22 protein-coding genes are annotated in these 16694 nt (G+C 64.4%); 11 read left to right on the top strand and 11 right to left on the bottom strand.

What is annotated here, in order from left to right:
* Positions 1-151 precede the first annotated feature (151 nt).
* The 3 genes from LVY72_RS03035 to LVY72_RS03025 all read left to right on the top strand — a co-directional run bounded on the left by LVY72_RS03035 (position 152) and on the right by LVY72_RS03025 (position 2418).
* A complete protein-coding gene (locus LVY72_RS03035; RefSeq protein WP_237817968.1) occupies positions 152-880 on the top strand; it encodes a TetR/AcrR family transcriptional regulator in 729 nt (242 codons plus the stop codon).
* 80 nt (positions 881-960) lie between these two features.
* Positions 961-1734 (top strand): alpha/beta fold hydrolase, encoded by a 774-nt coding sequence (locus LVY72_RS03030; RefSeq protein ID WP_237817967.1) that lies wholly within the window; start codon positions 961-963, stop codon positions 1732-1734.
* Between the two features lie 24 nt (positions 1735-1758).
* Positions 1759-2418, top strand: a complete 660-nt coding sequence (locus tag LVY72_RS03025) for a dihydrofolate reductase family protein (protein ID WP_237817966.1) — start codon at positions 1759-1761, stop codon at positions 2416-2418.
* 183 nt (positions 2419-2601) lie between these two features.
* On the opposite strand, the gene LVY72_RS03020 is transcribed toward LVY72_RS03025, so the two are convergent.
* A complete protein-coding gene (locus LVY72_RS03020; RefSeq protein ID WP_237817965.1) occupies positions 2602-3621 on the bottom strand; it encodes a hypothetical protein in 1020 nt (339 codons plus the stop codon).
* A 476-nt stretch (positions 3622-4097) separates the two neighbouring features.
* On the opposite strand from LVY72_RS03020, the gene LVY72_RS03015 reads away from it, so the two are divergent.
* Both LVY72_RS03015 and LVY72_RS03010 read left to right on the top strand, forming a co-directional pair.
* A complete protein-coding gene (locus LVY72_RS03015) occupies positions 4098-4511 on the top strand; it encodes a hypothetical protein (protein WP_237817964.1) in 414 nt (137 codons plus the stop codon).
* A 98-nt stretch (positions 4512-4609) separates the two neighbouring features.
* Positions 4610-5050 carry a hypothetical protein gene (locus LVY72_RS03010; protein WP_237817963.1) on the top strand — a complete coding sequence of 147 codons (441 nt, stop codon included), beginning with the start codon at positions 4610-4612 and terminating at the stop codon, positions 5048-5050.
* A 274-nt stretch (positions 5051-5324) separates the two neighbouring features.
* Here the strand turns inward: LVY72_RS03010 and LVY72_RS03005 are convergent, their stop codons facing one another.
* From LVY72_RS03005 to LVY72_RS02995, 3 genes are all read right to left on the bottom strand, one after another.
* Complete coding sequence (locus tag LVY72_RS03005) at positions 5325-5735, bottom strand: type II toxin-antitoxin system VapC family toxin (protein WP_237817962.1); 411 nt, start codon at positions 5733-5735, stop codon at positions 5325-5327.
* Positions 5732-6001: a type II toxin-antitoxin system Phd/YefM family antitoxin gene (locus LVY72_RS03000; protein ID WP_237817961.1), complete on the bottom strand. Its 270-nt coding sequence runs from the start codon at positions 5999-6001 to the stop codon at positions 5732-5734. The genes LVY72_RS03005 and LVY72_RS03000 overlap by 4 nt, the downstream gene beginning before the upstream one ends.
* Positions 6002-6097: 96 nt before the next feature.
* The gene (locus LVY72_RS02995) at positions 6098-6538 is read right to left on the bottom strand and encodes a UPF0158 family protein (RefSeq protein WP_237817960.1); all 441 of its coding nucleotides are present in this window, start codon (positions 6536-6538) and stop codon (positions 6098-6100) included.
* Positions 6539-6607: 69 nt separating this feature from the next.
* Between LVY72_RS02995 and LVY72_RS02990 the strand changes: the two genes are divergently transcribed.
* Together LVY72_RS02990 and LVY72_RS25020 are read left to right on the top strand one after the other, a co-directional pair.
* A complete protein-coding gene (locus tag LVY72_RS02990; protein WP_237817959.1) occupies positions 6608-7858 on the top strand; it encodes a plasmid pRiA4b ORF-3 family protein in 1251 nt (416 codons plus the stop codon).
* A 73-nt stretch (positions 7859-7931) separates the two neighbouring features.
* Positions 7932-8027: an AbrB/MazE/SpoVT family DNA-binding domain-containing protein gene (locus LVY72_RS25020; RefSeq protein WP_504862892.1), complete on the top strand. Its 96-nt coding sequence runs from the start codon at positions 7932-7934 to the stop codon at positions 8025-8027.
* Positions 8028-8061: 34 nt separating this feature from the next.
* Here LVY72_RS25020 and LVY72_RS02985 read toward each other — a convergent pair whose 3' ends face one another.
* The gene (locus tag LVY72_RS02985) at positions 8062-9777 is read right to left on the bottom strand and encodes a nuclease-related domain-containing DEAD/DEAH box helicase (RefSeq protein ID WP_237817958.1); all 1716 of its coding nucleotides are present in this window, start codon (positions 9775-9777) and stop codon (positions 8062-8064) included.
* Between the two features lie 272 nt (positions 9778-10049).
* Here LVY72_RS02985 and LVY72_RS02980 point away from each other — a divergent pair, with 272 nt between their 5' ends.
* On the top strand, positions 10050-10568 hold the full coding sequence (locus LVY72_RS02980) for a hypothetical protein (protein WP_237817957.1): 519 nt from the start codon (positions 10050-10052) through the stop codon (positions 10566-10568).
* A gap of 90 nt (positions 10569-10658) precedes the next feature.
* Here LVY72_RS02980 and LVY72_RS02975 read toward each other — a convergent pair whose 3' ends face one another.
* Positions 10659-10937, bottom strand: coding sequence for a helix-turn-helix domain-containing protein (locus LVY72_RS02975; RefSeq protein WP_237817956.1), 279 nt, complete (start codon positions 10935-10937; stop codon positions 10659-10661).
* 137 nt (positions 10938-11074) lie between these two features.
* Between LVY72_RS02975 and LVY72_RS02970 the strand changes: the two genes are divergently transcribed.
* The gene (locus LVY72_RS02970; protein WP_237817955.1) at positions 11075-11215 is read left to right on the top strand and encodes a hypothetical protein; all 141 of its coding nucleotides are present in this window, start codon (positions 11075-11077) and stop codon (positions 11213-11215) included.
* Between the two features lie 142 nt (positions 11216-11357).
* Here the strand turns inward: LVY72_RS02970 and LVY72_RS02965 are convergent, their stop codons facing one another.
* Complete coding sequence (locus LVY72_RS02965; RefSeq protein WP_237817954.1) at positions 11358-11972, bottom strand: hypothetical protein; 615 nt, start codon at positions 11970-11972, stop codon at positions 11358-11360.
* A gap of 569 nt (positions 11973-12541) precedes the next feature.
* Between LVY72_RS02965 and LVY72_RS02960 the strand changes: the two genes are divergently transcribed.
* Together LVY72_RS02960 and LVY72_RS02955 are read left to right on the top strand one after the other, a co-directional pair.
* Positions 12542-13714, top strand: a complete 1173-nt coding sequence (locus LVY72_RS02960) for a TRAFAC clade GTPase domain-containing protein (protein WP_237817953.1) — start codon at positions 12542-12544, stop codon at positions 13712-13714.
* Between the two features lie 143 nt (positions 13715-13857).
* Complete coding sequence (locus tag LVY72_RS02955) at positions 13858-14055, top strand: hypothetical protein (RefSeq protein WP_237817952.1); 198 nt, start codon at positions 13858-13860, stop codon at positions 14053-14055.
* 32 nt (positions 14056-14087) lie between these two features.
* Here the strand turns inward: LVY72_RS02955 and LVY72_RS02950 are convergent, their stop codons facing one another.
* The 4 genes from LVY72_RS02950 to LVY72_RS24545 form a co-directional block, all read right to left on the bottom strand.
* Positions 14088-14831, bottom strand: coding sequence for a nuclease-related domain-containing protein (locus LVY72_RS02950; RefSeq protein WP_237817951.1), 744 nt, complete (start codon positions 14829-14831; stop codon positions 14088-14090).
* Between the two features lie 74 nt (positions 14832-14905).
* Positions 14906-15178 (bottom strand): hypothetical protein, encoded by a 273-nt coding sequence (locus tag LVY72_RS02945; RefSeq protein ID WP_237817950.1) that lies wholly within the window; start codon positions 15176-15178, stop codon positions 14906-14908.
* Positions 15179-15221: 43 nt separating this feature from the next.
* A complete protein-coding gene (locus tag LVY72_RS02940; RefSeq protein ID WP_237817949.1) occupies positions 15222-15581 on the bottom strand; it encodes a hypothetical protein in 360 nt (119 codons plus the stop codon).
* A gap of 65 nt (positions 15582-15646) precedes the next feature.
* Positions 15647-16573, bottom strand: a complete 927-nt coding sequence (locus LVY72_RS24545; RefSeq protein ID WP_237817948.1) for an RNase H family protein — start codon at positions 16571-16573, stop codon at positions 15647-15649.
* Between the last annotated feature and the right edge of the window lie 121 nt (positions 16574-16694).

The raw sequence follows: 16694 nt of genomic DNA, 5'->3' as shown, positions 1-16694 counted from the left end.
GGGGGTTCTCCTGCGGGGTTCGTGTGCTTGCGGGACTTTCGTAAACCAAGAGCAGTGCTCTCGAATAAGAGTGTGCACCGTCGGTCGACAAGTGTCAAGAGCGGTGCTCACAAAAGTTGACTATGCTCTCTCAGTCCTGTCTGATGGACCCATGGCAAAGACAGCAACGCCGCGCCAGCAGGCCCGGCAGCGGACCATGGCGGAAATCCTGCGCATCGGCCGGGAGCAGCTGGCCACCGAGGGGGCGGCCGCCCTGTCCCTGCGCGCCGTCGCCCGCGAACTCGGCGTCGTCTCCTCCGCCGTCTACCGCTACGTCGCCAGCCGCGACGAACTGCTGACCATGCTGCTGGTCGAGGCCTACACCGAACTGGGCGACCGGGTGGATGCCGCCGTCGACGCCGCCCCCGCTGTGCCATTCGAACGCTTCGCCGCGCTCGCCCGCGCCGTGCGCGAATGGGCCCTGGCCGAGCCGGCCCGCTACGGACTGCTGTTCGGCGCGCCCGTCCCCGGCTACCAGGCCCCGGCCGAGCAGACCACCGCTCCGGGGATCCGGGTGGTGATGCGCCTGGCCCGGATCATCCAGGACGCCTGGGCCGTCCAAGGTGCGGACTCCGCGGAGGACTGCGGAGCCGACGCAGGGGAGGGGCTGCCGCCGCGGCTGGCCGCGGACCTGGACGCCATCCGCAGCGCGTACGGTCTGACCGCCCCGGCGCAGCTGGTCGCCCGCGGGATGATGGTCTGGTCCGGGCTTTTTGGCGCCGTCAGCTTCGAGGTCTTCGGCCAGTACGGGCCGGCCACGTTTACCGACTCCGCCCAGTTCTTCGAATTCGTGATCCGCCGGCTGGCCGAGCAGGCCGGAATCCCCGAATCCTCCGGCTGAGCGCCGCCCGGACCCTTGCGGGGGCCGTCCGCCGCAGGGTAGAAGGGAACATCCGGCTCCCGGCCCGACAGGAGAACGCCATGGTCCAGACCGTCCAGTCCGCCGATGGCACCACCATCGCCTACGAGCAGGACGGCAGCGGCCCCCCGCTGATCCTCGTGGGCGGGGCCCTGAGCGCCCGCCAGGGGGCCGCGGCCCTGGTGCCGCTGCTGGCCGGGGACTTCACCGTCATCAGCTATGACCGCCGCGGACGCGGCGACAGCACCGATACGCCGCCCTACGCCGTCGAACGCGAAATTGAGGACCTCCGCGCGCTCGCCGGCGCCGCCGGCGGACCCGTGCAGCTATACGGACACTCCTCGGGCGCCATCCTGTGCCTGGAGGCCGTCGCCGCAGGGCTGCCGGTCGATAAGGTCGCCGTCTACGAGCCGCCGTACTTCACACACCGGGTCAAGGACGAGCCATGGCAGGTGTTTCTCAATGAGATCCAGGCCCTGGCCGACGCAGGCCACTGGAGCCAGGCGGTGGAGGCCTTTATCCGGCACACCGGCGCGCACTTCGACGAGGGCATCAAGCAGTCCCCGTGGTGGCCCGCGGCGGTGGCCCTGGCCCCGACACTGCCCTACGACCTCACCCTCACGGCGGACGCCGTCGTGCCCGAGGAACGGTTCGGCAGTATTGCGGTCCCGGTGCTCGCCCTCTACGGAAGTACCAGCCCGGACTGGGCAGCCGCCGCCGCGGCTGCCGTAGCGTCCTCCGTCAAGGACGGGCATCAGGGCATTGTGCCCGGCCAGGGCCATGGGGCGGACCCCAAGGTCCTCGCCCCGTTCCTGATCGGCTTCTTCCGCGACTAGCCAGCTTCCGAAGGAAGGAACGCCATGAGCCCCAAGCTGCGGGTCCACAACATCGCCGTCTCTGTCGACGGCTACATGGCCGGTCCGCGCCAGAGCACCGAAAACCCCTTGGGCGAGGGCGGGGAGCGCTTGCACGACTGGGTGTTCAGCACCGCTTTCTGGCGGCACATGATCGGCGAGGGCGGCGGCGGCAGCACCGGCGTCGACAATGACTTTCTCGAGCGCGGGGTGCAGGGGATCGGCGCCACCATCATGGGACGCAACATGTTCGGCCCCATCCGCGGTCCGTGGGACGGCAGCGACTGGAAGGGCTGGTGGGGCGATAATCCGCCATACCACCATCCGGTGTTCGTCCTGACCCACCATCCGCAGCCGCCAATCATGATGGAGGGCGGGACGGTCTTCAACTTCGTCACCGACGGCATCGAAGCCGCGCTGGAGCAGGCCTTCGCCGCGGCGGACGGGGCGGACGTGCGGCTCGGCGGGGGAGCGTCAGCCGTGCAGCAGTACCTGCGGGCCGAGCTGGTCGACGACCTGCACCTGGCCGTCGTCCCCATCCTGCTCGGCGGCGGGGAGCGGCTGTTCGAAAACCTCTACGGTGGCCCGGAGGGGCTTCAGCTGGCCGAGTTCACGCCGTCCGACGCCGTGGCGCACGTACGGTTCGTGCGGGCCGGCGGGACATGATGAACGCCTGAGTTCGGCCTGCCCGCCCCGCATGCGGCTAGGAAGTAAGTGGGTGCTGAACGAGAAACATGTTTCGGCTGTCGTCTGCTGGCCAAGCCTCAATGGCTCTTAAAAGTAGGTGCCCCCAGCACACGTAGGGCTGCGGTGGCGTTACGTATTCGCGGGACCTCTGAGCCCTTTATGTTATTCACCGGAATTTCGATCGGACATTCTCGGGGCCTCGGGCATTCCGATTTGGGCTTCCTTGAGGGCCCTCTCCCGGGCGTATCCCGTTCCCTGCGTCTCCGGCCTGCCGTGGGCTTTCGGGTGAAGATAGGTTCCGCGTTCGTCGGTAGGTTTGTCCTCCTCGACTCGCACTGGATTCATTTTCGCGAAGGCATCCCTGCGAACGCCGGTAACCTGCCACGAGACGGATATGTTTGGGCGGTCGGTCTTGATGGCGAATTGGTTGCTGTTGATTTCCTCGGCCACGATCGCCTGGGCAAACTGGCCGATCACGGTGAGTTGATATCGAAAGTCGCGGTTGAGCTCCTCGAAGTAGTCCGGTAGTTGTACTACCGCATGGCCATTGTCGTCGGTAGCTACATTGCCGCTGTATATGTTTAACATGTCGGGCGACTCGACGAATGAGTGCGTGAGATATTTGTTCTCGGGATCTAAGGGATGATCAATTCGAAAGCCGCCGCCGGACTTGGTGAGAAAACCGTTAATTCTAACCGTGCCGTCGAAGACGCCAGCAAGGCCGCTCGTGCTCTTTCCCCACACGCCCCAGGCTTTATCTCCGTTATTCGCCTCACCGATCACACCGTTTCCGCCGGGGGCATTGGCAACTCCATAAACCCCCGCGCCGGCTATATTCGTTTGAGTAACCACTCCCTTGACGCCGTTGCCGAAATCGCCTACTCCATATACGGCATCCCCGCGCGAACTCGTGCCCCAAATGCCTCTGCCCCAACCTGATCCATAGACGCCAGTTCCGTTCGGCCCGTCTCCGTTGCCCATCACCCCATAGTCTTGTGCCCTCCCACCCACGCCGTTGTAAGGGGACTCCCCGGAAATGGCGATGCCAAACCCGCGGTTCCTAACGAGCAACGTGACGTCGTTTGCTGGCGCGGACTCCAAAGTCGTCCGGTCGGTGCCAGCGTTGTTGCTGGCACCGTATTGCATAGACCCGGGCATACTAGCCTCCTCGATGTCGGACACACCTCAACTTAACGATTTTCGTTGGAATCACCGTACAGAGCGAGCGTTATGGGAGCGTTACTTTGACGCCACTAGTCAACGGCCGCAGCGCCGCCAAGTCCCGATGAAGAGGCCGGTGGGAGTGTCAAGCTGTTGAGTTTTGCTCGACTTGTCAACTTTCTATGAGCTGCGCGTCGCTAACGTCGGAAATTGCAGGCTCGTTCGTCCTTGACGGAATCGGTTGGGTCTACGCTTGAGCCTTGGAGCATAAACTGGCCGAAATTACCGGTAGAAGATCACGAGGGATAGTTGATAATCGACGCCTAAAGGGCTTGACTTCGGACCTGGACTCCAAATATTTATGAGCCGAGTACCTTTTCGTTGGAGTTCTACTTGCCGATGCTCTTGTAACGCCGTTATAACGCCTGCTCTTTACAATCACTCAAACGAGTATCGAACGGGTGTCAGGGGGATGGCATCGTGAATCGGAGGCTGTGATGGATAGCGGTGAACAGAAAACTGGGCTCGAGGAACTGATCGAATCGGCTTCCGAGTCGTATGTCAGGCGGCGCCGGGCAGAGCTTTCCGAGATGGAATCCCGCTTCTCGGCCCGATTTGCATCAGCTGCGGACCGACTCTTCGAAGATGTATCCCTCCGTGCAGGCATCGAGCGGTTGGTAACGTCGACCGCCACTGGTCTTCCAAATATGGCAGCGGTCGAGGCCCGGTACGAAGGCGCCGTCAACCAGGCGCTGGCGGACGCTGGTGTCGAGACGGCGGACGTCACCCGGGACGTGCTCTCGCTCTTTGGACGGCCCGAGGGGTCGGCCTTTAGAGGCATCCTTTTCGCGGGAAGTCTTGGCCTGCGTGAAAATCCCGACACGGATCGTCCCGACGAGAGGGGCGACTAGAAATGTTTGCCACGAGAACTTTTCTCCCGCCCTGGCCGGCCCTCGTGAGAAATACCGGCGCGTCCGTCACAGACTCCCTAGCCCTTCCGGACGGCTCTGTGGTGGCCATTGCCGGCTCGGGAGTCGCCGGAAGTGTGGTCAACTATGCCGGTGTTCTCGCCAGCTTCGATGTTCCCGCCGACTGCACGACGTTGTCAGCCGTGGCACCAGTGTCGGTCAATTGGTACGCCTGGGTGTGGGCGTGGGCAGGATATGCCTCGGCGGAATCCTTGGTGATCCTCCGACTCTATGATGGCAGCGACTTGCTGGAGGACCGATGGAGCCTCGATTACCTGTATACCGTTGTCGTTGGCGGTAAGAATACCGGCGACATGACCACGCAGATTCCGCTCTCCGTGAGCCTGACAAGGACGAGTCAGGTGCCAACGACCGGAAAGGTCGGGGTTTTCGTCGAGGCATGGTCAGGCGCCGGCGGCGTCAGTGGTGCCGGCTCAAAGTCCAGCACTGTTGTCTCCGCAATCACTGTCTCAGGCACCTGAGCTTCGCGCCGTCGAAGTCCGCCTCGGGAGCGAATAGGCCCAAGGCGGTGGCCCGTCCCGAGCAAGCAGGCCCGAGACCTCCGAACGGCCGCTTCCTTTCCAGAGCCGTGAGATATGCGAACTTGCCACCTGCCCGGGGCGTCGTCGAACCCTGGGACTGTTGCGAGATTGGCGCCGCTGGATGCTCAGTACCGAATCGATAGAGGCAGTATCGGATGCCCGTGGAGTGGCCTATATGTGTGCTGTGTCTGAAGAAACAGCGGCCTGCCTGACTTCAGGACTCCTGGGACCGTCCGGGTGAAGCCGTGGAAAGCCCTGCCGATTCCGCGGCCGCCAGCAATTCACGATCATAGGCGACCAGGACGTCTGCATGCAGCCGGATGGCAGTCGCCAAATGGATCGCATCAGCCGTCCTGAGCCCGCTGGTCAGGGCTGCGGCAAATAACAGGTCTTCCCGGGAGACATCCACCAGGTTGACGGAATTGAGGACCGAATTGATCAGGTGGGCCGGAAGCGGAGTGGCCCGGCGACGGGCGGCGCAATGCAACTCTGTGTAAAGGAGCATCGATGCGACCAGCATGTCGCCGGCCGCCGAGAACTTCGTCATTTGGCGGGCCAGCGCGCCCGATTCGGCCTCGTCGATCACCAGTTTCAGGACCGCGGAGGTATCGAGGTAGATAATCATCGGTCCCCGCGAAGGTCCCGTAGTAGATCCTCGCTGCTGATGTCGGAGCGAACGCGGTCCAGCAGGGTGAAGTCGACGGGCCCGGTGGCCGTTGACGGGCGGACGGCGCCGGAGCGGAGCAGCCGCTCGAAGGGCGACGACGACGGCGGTATCAGGGTCGCGGCGATCTCACCGTTGTTGGTCACATCGATAATTTCGCCGTTCTTGACGCGCTCCAGAATCTTGCTGCTCTCGTTGCGGAGTTGGCGATGCGGGATTGTCGTCATCGGGGCCTCCTCGGATGTGTAGCAAGTGTAGCAACCATGTGATCGGCGACGCTACCCAGACGGACGCCCGTAACCCGGCAGGAGCAGCGGCCCGCTCTACTCTTCCAGCGCGCGCTGCGCCTCCTGCTCATCGACAACGCCGACATAGACGAGCCACTCGATGGCGCGCCGGCGCATCCGCGCCTCGTGGAAGGCATACCACTGGTCCTGCAGCTCGGGGAAGTCGTACAGCGTGTCCTTGAAGTGGCGGAACGGACGGCTGCGGTTGATGGCAGCCAGCAGGGCTTCCCGGGCCCGCTGGTCCTCGAGGCCGTCGATGAAGTCTTCCATGTCCGCGCAGCCCTCGTGCGATTCGACAGGCTCCACGAAGATCGCCCCGCGCTCCTCGAGCTCCTCCTCGGACAGCGCGTCATCGACGCTGTCGCCGGCCATGTCCAGCTGACCGGTTTGCGGGTCGAGCCACCAGCGGAAGTCATAGCCGTGGTTTTCCATGGCGGTGGTCAGCATGTCCATGTCGATTTCATTCAGGCTGAGCATAAAGCCCCCAACGGTTGCAGCTGGTCCACAAGTAATTTTGGCACCAGCCTAGCCTGCAACAATGACCTCATGCCCGAAACCGAAAAGGCTCTTGACCTGCGGGTTGTCCTGGAAGGCTCGACGCCGGAAATCTGGCGGACGTTGCGCGTTCCGGCCTCTGCGCGTCTGAACGACCTGCATGAGGCGATCCAGCGCGCCTTCGGCTGGGAAAACCGGCACCTGCACCTGTTCCATCCCGAAGGTGCCTCCGGCCAGGCCCGGACGATCGCCGGCGACAGCGATTCCGCGGACGAACTGGGCCTGGAATCCGCCGTCGGCATGGCCATGACCGAGCTGCTGTCCAGCGAAGGAAGCTGGCTGGAGTATGAATACGACCTCGGGGACAGCTGGATCCATCTGGTTGAGGTGGCCGGGCATGCGCTGGCACCGGCGGGGCAGATCTGCTGCCTGGACGGGGCGAACCGCGGCCCGCTGGAAGATGCCGGCGGGATCGGCGGCTACGAGGAGAAGCGCGACATTCTGGCGGACCCAACCGGCCCGGACTACGCGGATATCGCAGACTGGTACGAGTACGTCACCGGCCTTTCGGCCAAGAACTTCGACCCCGCGGAGTTCGACCTCGAGGCGGTCAACCGGAGCCTGGCGCGGCTAAGCCTCCAGTTGGCGGAGTCCACACCAACCCCCGAGGAACGCGCCGCCGTCGTCCGTCCGGTCCGCTGGCTGCTGGAGCGCGCCCGGCCCGACGGTCTGGAACTGACCAAGGACGGCTACCTGAAGCCGGCCTTGGTGCAGGAGACGATCGTGGCTTTGGGCTGGGAGGAGCCCTGGTGCGGCAGCATGAACCGGGAAAGCCAGGCACCGGACGTGGCCCGGCTGCGCGGGCAGCTGCAGGAATGGAAACTGCTGCGCAAGTACAAGGGCAGGCTGCTGCCGGCGCCGGCGGCGCGTAAAACGTACGACGACGATTCCGCCTTATGGGACTACCTCACCGCCCGCCTGGCCAGCCCGGGCAACCTCGCGCTGGAAGTCGGCATGGGCGTGCTGGTCTGGTGGCTGCTGAATGACCGGGTCCCGACGTACATGCAGGTCGGGGAAGCCATGGCCGGGGCTCTGGTTCAGTCCGGCCTGCGTCCTGCGGACGGCGGACCCGTCACCGAAGCGGACGGCCGTGCCATCTATTACGAGCTTTGGCACCAGCTCTCCACTCTCGGAATCTTCGAGCAGCACCTGGCCGTGCTCACGCCGTCGGTGCCCACCGCGGCCGGGACGAAGTTCCTGCTCCACCTTAACCGCCAGCTCGCCTACAGCGTCACCGGCTGACAGTAGTAATGCGGCCTCGCCGCACGTGCCCGTTTGGATCTACCCTTGAAATATTCAAACGGAGGCGGCGGACATGGACTGGGACAGCTGGTTTGACGAACCCGTAGTATCCGATGACTTTATGCAGGAACGGGACCAGCCGCAGGAACAGCTCCGCGAGGACCTGTGAGGCTCCAAATCATGCTGGACACGAACCTCGTTGCTTACCCGGCCACCATGTCCGCAGCCGGGCTCGGTTCCAGATAAGGGTCCCAGGCCTCGGCACGTTCCAGTTCGGCAGCCAGACACGCCCCGCCGGCCTTCGCCAGCAGTTCCGGATCGCCGACGACAACCAGCAGGCTGCGCGCCCGGGACAGCCCGACATACAGCTGCTCCGGCGCGCGGGAGAGTTCCTTGAACCCGTTGACGCACAGCACCACCACCGACCGTTCCAGACCCTTGAAGCCCAGCACGTGCCCGTAGAACTCGGACTCGTTGGCATGGAATTCCCGCCAGTACTCGGGGATCGTCCCGCCCTCCTGATGCCGCTGATGCTCGGGATGCCGGCTGCGGGTGGTCAGCAGGGCGATCTGGTTGTTGGCCCAGCCTTCGCCGATCAGCGCGTCCACGCAGTCCCCAGCCACCTCCAGTGCGCCGTCAGTGGCGCAGCGGACGAACCGCACCGGCAGCCCGGTGTTTCCCCGCGCTTTGAAGGACTCGCCGGCGAACACACCGAAGGTTTCGGCAATGCGCCGCGTGTTGCGCAGGTTCTCGTCGATCCGGATCGGCACCAGGTCCACCGCACCCAGGGCGGCGCCCACGGCGCCCACGGCGGCCTCGTCCCAGCGCCGGTAGACGTCCTGGTGGTCGTCCATGAACGCATGGACCTCGCCGGCCGACGGGTCCTTCAGGCAGGCCAGCAGCGCCTCCCACCACAGCGGCGCGAAGTCCTGGGCCTCATCGACGACGACGGCGTCGAGCCTGTCCTGTTCGGGCAGTCCCGCGGCCATCTCCTTGAGCAGGCGGGGCATCTCCTCGTCGAAATACGCCTGGCCTTTGCCATCCGGAACGCCGAGCGAGCGGACATACTCATGGAATTCTCCGATGAACACCGGCTTGGCCTGGCGCCAGCCGGACACCTGGTTGCGCAGGTACTGGCCCAGGCCCTTGTTGTAGCAGAACAGCCCCACGCGCTTGCCCTGTCGGCACAACCGGCGGGCCTTCTCCACGGCCAGCCACGTCTTGCCGCTGCCCGCCCCGCCGGAGAACCGGATGCGGCGGATGTCCCGGGTGGCCGCCAGCAGGACCGCCTGCTGCTGGGTCAGGTGGTCCTGGAGGTCCTCCTGCTCCCGGCTGCCCAGGCGCGGGCCGTCGTCGGGATTCAGCGTGCCGACGAGCTTGGCGGCGATGCGTCCGGCGTACGACGTCGCCAGCGGGCTGGCGCCGTTGCCTTCCGTTTCGATGGCGCGACGGATGAGTTCGGCCGGATGCTGCAGGTCCTGCTCGTCCAGGACGAGCGAGCGCGGGCACCCGGCCATGACCCAGTCAGCGGGCACTGGCGTGTAGGGCAGGCACACCATGTAGGCGAAACGGCTGGACAGGGGGGTGCCGAGTTGGTCTCCGATCCACTCCTTGAAGGCGTGGGCCGAACTCTGCGACTGGGCGATCGGACTCTGGATCCGATGTTTGCCGATCTTCCCCGAGGAATGCCACTGCCCGTTTTCGATGCTGACGCGTCCGCCCTTGACCTCGATCGCGGCCAGCCCGACGCCGGGCCAGAGCACCAGCAGGTCGATCTCATGCTCGGCCCGGCCATGCCGGACCTGCACCGAGTGGGCAAGGATGACGCCGTCGGGCAGGCTCCTGCGCAGCTGCTCCCAGACAGCCTTCTCGGCCGACTGCCCCTCACCGAACTCCGGCTCCTCCGGAATGCACCGCATCTAGACCCCCCGATCCTGACGGCCGGAAGGACGGCCCGGCACATGTGCTTCCACCGTACCTGTCCGGGGATCCTGGTCCCGGCATTCCAAGGGTGGCGGTCGGTCCGAGCCTCCTGCCGCGCGGTAACCGGCAGGAGGGTTCTGCAGGGTAGGCAGAACCTTGTCCCTGGCTATCGCCCGGGACCTGCTGTTCCGGGGATAATATCCGTATCCTCTGGAACTGCCGCCGGATAGCAGGGCGGACCGGCCGTGACCACCGGGAGGTGTGGGAAATGGCAATTTTGGCAATCGCTTTCTTACTGATGGGGCTCGGCTTCGTGCTGGCCTGCGTGCTATTCAACTGCGTGCGGAGCCTTGCCAACTACCAGCCCGGGATCAGGGACCGGCCGGTTCCCCGGCGGATCGAGGAACTTCGGATCGAAGAATCGCGCGCCAGGAAATCCCCGGCGCCGTCGACCGGAGCGAAAGCCAAGAAACAGCACCGCATCGACGAACACGGGCAATGGGATGAGGATTACACGTCGGCGCTGCGGCCAAGTGACCGGCCCGACTACGTCGAGCCCTCCGTCCATGACAGGAAAGTTAGCAGCATTATCGACAGGTCACCGGACGGCAGGAGGCGCGCCAAGGTGTCCCACTACCAGCGCCCGGACGGTTGCGTTTACACGATTAGGAAGGACTACCACCCCCTCGGCTACCGGATCTACTGCGGCCGCTATACCGAGGACATCACGGACAAATGGCTCAAACTCAAGGAAGAGCGAAGGCTGGACAGAAAGAACCGCCCGTGACGGAGACGCCCGTGCGGGGAAAACTTCCCGTCAACCGCGAAGAAGTCGCCGGCATGGGCGGCACAGAGTGACATTGGACAAAGTGGCTGGTTAACCGGCCGCGGGGCCGCTGAACGGCGCAATGATCAGGCGGGCAGCCAATGCTTCGGTCAGGCGAAGCAGGGTGTCCCGAGTCGGGGATCCCAGTCCGCGCCCGATCCGGCTGATTTCTGCCTGCTGGATGTCTGCCCTCGCGGCCAGTTCCGACCGGGTGAGGCGGGCTGCGATGCGCACCGCAGCGAGCTCCCGTCCCAGGGCAACCTGCGCGATGGTCTCTGCCTCGAGTCGGGCCCCCAGACGTCGAAGATCTCCTGGGCCTGCGGGCTCCACTTGGTGCGGGCCTTCTTCGCGATGTCACTGTATGAGTGCGTGGCCATGTCCTCCCCATTGGTGTCGCAACGAAATCCTTATGCGGGCTACCACATACCTTGGTCAACAGTGCGTGCACCACTGTTTGAGTGCGGCCCGTGCCTTTTGATTTCGCGCTGCTGTTTGTTCTCTGCGGTGTCGACGTCGCCACCGGCGAGGTTGAAATCGCGCAGGCCCGCGCCTCGATCGCTCAGCGCAAGCAGGAGCACCTCCACATGGTCGGGTTCGGGCGCCCTTGATTGACTGTGGCTGGTTGGATGGCCCCGGCAGGATGGCTATTTCTGGCCCCGCTCCATGGCCCGCCGGGCATCTTTATGACGGCCCCGCTTCAACGTTGGATTTATCAGCGATAGAGACAGAGTTCACCAGCACCCATCTGGGTCATCCTCTATGCATCAGTCTGGGCCGCACATCCGTGACCTCTACCAATGCGGGGAGTTCCGTGTCGACGGAATTGCCTGACGAGATCTGCCGCTTGACCTGCTCAAGCTCAACTTTGAGCAGGTCAACGGTGGCACGGTATTTTTCGAAGTCCGCCGTGCGGCGCCTGGCCACGGCGTACCTCGTGCCGGCACTGATGCCGGCGGCGAGAACGGCCAGCGGGAACGACACCAGCAGGGCCCAGCCGGACGCGGCCAGGAAGTCCAGCGCCACGGGAAGTGCCTGCTTGAATGCCAGGAAATCGTTCACCCCACCGACTACGCCGTCCAGAGTGGAGTCCAACGGGCCCAGGAACTGCCCCACGACAGGCGTCCCCGAAAACGACGGAGCACTCAGCGGCGGTTCTCCCCTTGCAGACCAACGCGAATCACCGAAATGGCCCAGGACGTAGATCCCGGCACCCGCGTTCAGGGCCGCGAAGAGCAGGGCGGAACCGAGCGCAGTCCAATGAAGCCCGCGTGGACGCCAGACGCCGGCCACAAGCGCGAAGACGGCGGCCGCAGCCCAGGAAAAGATGCGGAGTTCGTCGCGGCCCACGCCGCCAAGTAGATCCAAGGAATTCCCCGCCCCTTAAAGTTGGAATCAATGCTTGTTCCGGTCCCAAGCGAGTCTATCCAAGTCACCCCCGGGCATGCCGCGGCAGTTACTGGCGCCGACTGCTGAAGCCGGCATGCGTCAGCGACGCTTAGATCCCGCAGGGTTGACGAGTATCAGGCCGTTGCCGGAGCGTCGGGCTGACACCTCGCAGTTGGTTCTCCGCCGCCTGAGACGATTTCACGCTTCAGGGCCGGCGGCAGCGGTCGTCCGGGACCGCGTGCATCCGTTGGGCGTGCAGCAGGGCTTGACTTCATTTCCGGCCTCCCGATGGGTGGGGGGCAAATACGGCCGTCCGAACGGGGCCAGAAATCTTGACACACTCACTTGATCGCCCGACTTGTGCCACCTTGGGCCATTTCGGTTGTTCTGGGCTGTGAATCGTTGATTTCCTGCGGGTCTTGGTGCGCGGGGGCACTATCGCACACTCTTGGTTCTAGGGAGGAGACAGACATGAAGATGACGGACACGGCAGGCGGCTCGGTGGTGGCCTGCGGATTGCGGGATGCCTGCTTGCGTAAGCTTCTCCTATGCCTTCGAACAGAGCGCTGGAGCAGCGCATTGCAGTGTTCGGCGAGAGCGGCAGCGGCAAGACCGTTATGCTCTCCTCGTTCTATGGAGCCATGCAGGAACCTCAGCTCCGGCAGAAGAGTCTGTTCCATGTCGTGGCGGACGACATGGGCCAGGGCACTCTACTGCACCGGAACTACCTAGGCATGAAAGAGTCAGCGCGGCTGCCCGCGGCCAACCATTTCTCCGCCACGTCCTACTCCTTCTCCGTCAAGCTGAAGGACGGAGCTGATGCCAAGGCCATGCCTTTCGATGCCCTGCGCCTCGTCTGGCACGACTACCCGGGGGAGTGGTTCGAGCAGGGCGTGAGCGGACCGGAGGAGGCCCAGCGCAAGGTTGACACGTTCAGGTCTTTGCTGGGTTCCGATGTCGCCCTCTTTCTGGTTGACGGTCAGCGGTTGCTGGACAACTCCGGCGAGGAGGAACGGTACCTGAAGTCGCTGCTGACCAATTTCCACAACGGACTGCTGTCGCTCAAGGACGACTTGTTGGAGGACAGCAAACCTCTTGTCGAGTTTCCGCGTATCTGGGTGATGGCACTGTCGAAGGCCGACCTGCTGCCCGACCTGGACGTGTTCGGGTTCAGGGATCTCCTCATAGAAAAGGCCGGGGATGAGATAGTCAAGCTACGCGAGGTGCTCGAAGGGTTCGTGGAAGGCCGCGATGCACTGTCAGTGGGTGAGGACTTCATGCTGCTGTCGTCAGCGAAGTTCGACGTCGAGAAGATCGAGGTAACCAAGCGCGTTGGTCTGAAGCTGATCCTGCCGCTGGCTGCCATGCTCCCGCTCGAGCGGCACACGCGATGGGCACAGGCGAAGCTACTCCCCGGGAAAGTGGCTGAGAAGCTGCTCGACGCCGGTGTCGGAGCCTTGGGCGCCGGCGCCTTGGCCGTAGCGCTTCTCGGGAACAGGGTCAGGCTGCCTGGACCCCTGGGTATTTTTTCGGGCCTCGTCGGCGCCGTTCTCTCGAGGGGAGTCATCGAAGATGCGGCCAAGCTGGCCGGGGACAGGCTCAGGGAGATCAACTCCGAAGCGCTGGCCAAACACAACTACCTGACAGCCACATTGACCGGCTTCCGGATGGACTTGGAAGAGGGCGAAAAGGAACAGGTCCTTCTTCGGAGCATTAAATGAACCTTATCTGGGCCACTCGTGGGCGGACCTGGGGCTTCCGGTTTCTCCGTGACGGGGGATTTCGAGATCCGCTCCCGGAATACGACGACGTCTTCTCGGGTGTCGCAGACGGGCGTGAAGCCTGTCACCGCGTTGGCGGGAAGGTGGCGCTGCGATTCCCGGACCCGCGGGAGCGGCAAGACCGGGCCGGCAGAGTCATCCCGCACGAATTCGTCGTCTTCGGACCTGAGGCCGATGGGATCAACTCGGTTGAGGAGGGCCGTCAGTTGGTCTGGCCCCTGGTCGCCGACGAATTCAAGCGGGTTTGGGAGCTCCCCGAGCCGCCCTCGGCTGACGCGTGACTTCAGCGGCCTGATCCACCTCGGTGGCACGCTCAGGGCTGCCAGTTGCTCCAATGCAACCGGATGCGGCGGATGTCCCGGGTGGCCGCCAGCAGGACCGCCTGCTGCTGGGTCAGGTGGTCCTGGAGGTCCTCCTGTTCCCGGCTGCCCAGGCGTGGGCCGTCGTCGGGATTCAGCGTGCCCGCGAGCTTGGCGGCGATGCGGCCGGCGTACGACGGCGCCAGCGGGCTGGCGCCGCTGCCTTCCGTTTCGATGGCGCGCCGGATGAGTTCGGCAGGATTCTGCAGGTCCTGCTCGTCCAGGACGAGCGAGCGCGGGCACCCGGCCATGATCCAGTCAGCGGGCACCGGCGTGTAGGGCAGGCACACCATGTAGGCGAAACGGCTGGACAGGGGAGTGCCGAACTGGCCGCCGATCCAGTCCTTGAAGGCGTGGGCCGAACTCTGCGACTGGGCGATCGGACTCTGGATCCGATGTTTGCCGCTCTTCCCCGAGGAATGCCACTGCCCGTTTTCGATGCTGATGCGTCCGCCCTTGACCTCGATCGCGGCCAGCCCGACGCCGGGCCAGAGCACCAGCAGGTCGATCTCGTGCTCGGCCCGGCCGTGCCGGACCTGCACCGAGTGGGCCAGGACGACGTCGTCGGGCAGGCTGCGGCGCAGCTGCTCCCAGACGGCCTTTTCCGCCGACTGCCCCCTCGCCGAACTCCGGCTACTCCGGAATGCGCCGCATTGAGACCCTCCGATCCTGACGGCCGGAAGGACGGCCCGGCACATGTGCTTCCACCGTACCTGTCCGGGGTTCCTGGTCCAGGCATTCCATGGGTGGCGGTCGGGGAGTGAGGGCGCTGTCAGCTTCCGCCAGGAGCCTTGTCATCGGGGATGATCCCGTACGGCTTCATCCAGTCGAGGTGGGCTTGTAGTTGTTCGTCGAGCGCCTCGATAGCCTCGGGAGAAACGTCCTGCGGTCGAACGTTTTGGAGATCGACCATCCGCTCGAAATGTTCGAGGAGTTGGTCCATTGCTATCTCGGCGTGTCCCAGGACAGCCCTGGCTTCGATTTCCGTCTCTTCTTCCGGCGACAAGAACGGATGGTCGCCGGGGCCATTCAGAGTGTTGTCCACTGTATTTCCCTTCCTCAGTTCTGCATTAATTGCGTTGTTGAACCTAACCGCTTCGCAATACGCGCCATTCGTAGCCGCAGTCTTCACCGGTGCAGCGCCACTCCGGGTCATCGCCCCCGACGACGCAGCCGGCCATAAAGGCCTTGGGATCGGGGTTGTCCGGATCGTGCGCCCACATGCCGAACTGCACGGGCCAGGCCTCGTGACTGCACCGGGGACAGGCCGTGGTGCCGTCTTGGGCTACTTTTGGACGGGTACTCTCCACCGCTACCCAGCCGCCGAAGGCCTTGCGGATATCCTCTTCCCGGAATCCGAAGAACGCGACAACCTGTTCCAAGGGAAAGCCTGCTTCCTTCATCTGTACCAGCAGGGGCCATTCGTGGTGCATTCGCAGATCGGTCATGCTGTTCCTTCCAAGCCGTCCCGACAGGCAGGCGGCAATTGTCTTCAACGACTGTCAGCGCTGGTTCAGGCGGCCAGGGCGACGCCGGAGCGGCGCAAGGCGTTGCGAGCATCGGCGGTCACCGATTCGCGCAGCGCAGCGGCCACTTCGGGTGGCAAATGGGCATCTTTGGTCCTGCGCGCCAGCACCGCCAGACGGTCGGCAGCAGTGTTCAGCGGATCACCGGCGTGACCCTTGACCCAGCGGAATTGCACATGGCCGTGCCGGACGAAGTCGAGGATGCGCTTCGCCTCCGAGATGCAGCGGAGGTTGGCGGAGGCCGGTTCGAATCCGGGGTGGGCCAGCATGCGGACCGCGTCTTGGTTGTCGGACCGGACGATCACTGCCGACCGCCCGTCCAAGGCACCTGCATATGTGGCCCGGGCCGCGGCCAGCGCGAGCCGGATGGCGCGGAGTTCGCCTTCGAGCACGCTTCCGCCCTCGATGGCTTTGCATCCCAGCACGGGAGCGATTGTGCCGCCGAAGTCCAGCACCCAGCCATGCCCCACCCAGCGAGTCAAATTCCCGCGCGAAGCGTCCGTGGCGATTTCCAGGTTCGTGTACAGGGATTCCAACCTGGCAGCGACAAGTTCCTCCATGGCGGCGATGGCCGGGGCCGGGGGATAGTGCCGGCTGACGGCCAAACCGAAGTCGCGGAGCCTTTGGGCTTCGTTTTCGTCGTCGCAGAAGATTTCGATAACGCCATGCCCGGAGAGTTCGAGGACTGCAGCCTGCACCTGCTGGAGGACGACATTGGGACGGGCTGTTACCTCGGCTTCGGCCAGACAGCCGCTGCGCAGGGCGACGACGGCCGGGCCCAGGTTCCGTGCCACGGCCCAGAAGTAGTGTCCGCGCCGGTGATCGATGCGGATCGAGACGCCGTTACGGCCCGCTACCTCGTCGGCGGCGCTGATGAACCGCCGGACCGGCGGTACTGGAACAGGAAAACTCACTGGCAACCCCCATTGCCTCGTAGCTGCACTTGCCCCAGCCGGTTCCTTATATGAACATTGTTCTCTATAGGATAGGCCCCGGTTCCGACAGTTTGGGCTGGATAACTACGGGCTGCGTTAG

Source organism: Arthrobacter hankyongi (genome assembly GCF_022012395.1).
GTDB classification, from domain to species: Bacteria; Actinomycetota; Actinomycetes; order Actinomycetales; family Micrococcaceae; genus Crystallibacter; species Crystallibacter hankyongi.
This window is presented reverse-complemented; position numbering and strand designations above follow the sequence as displayed.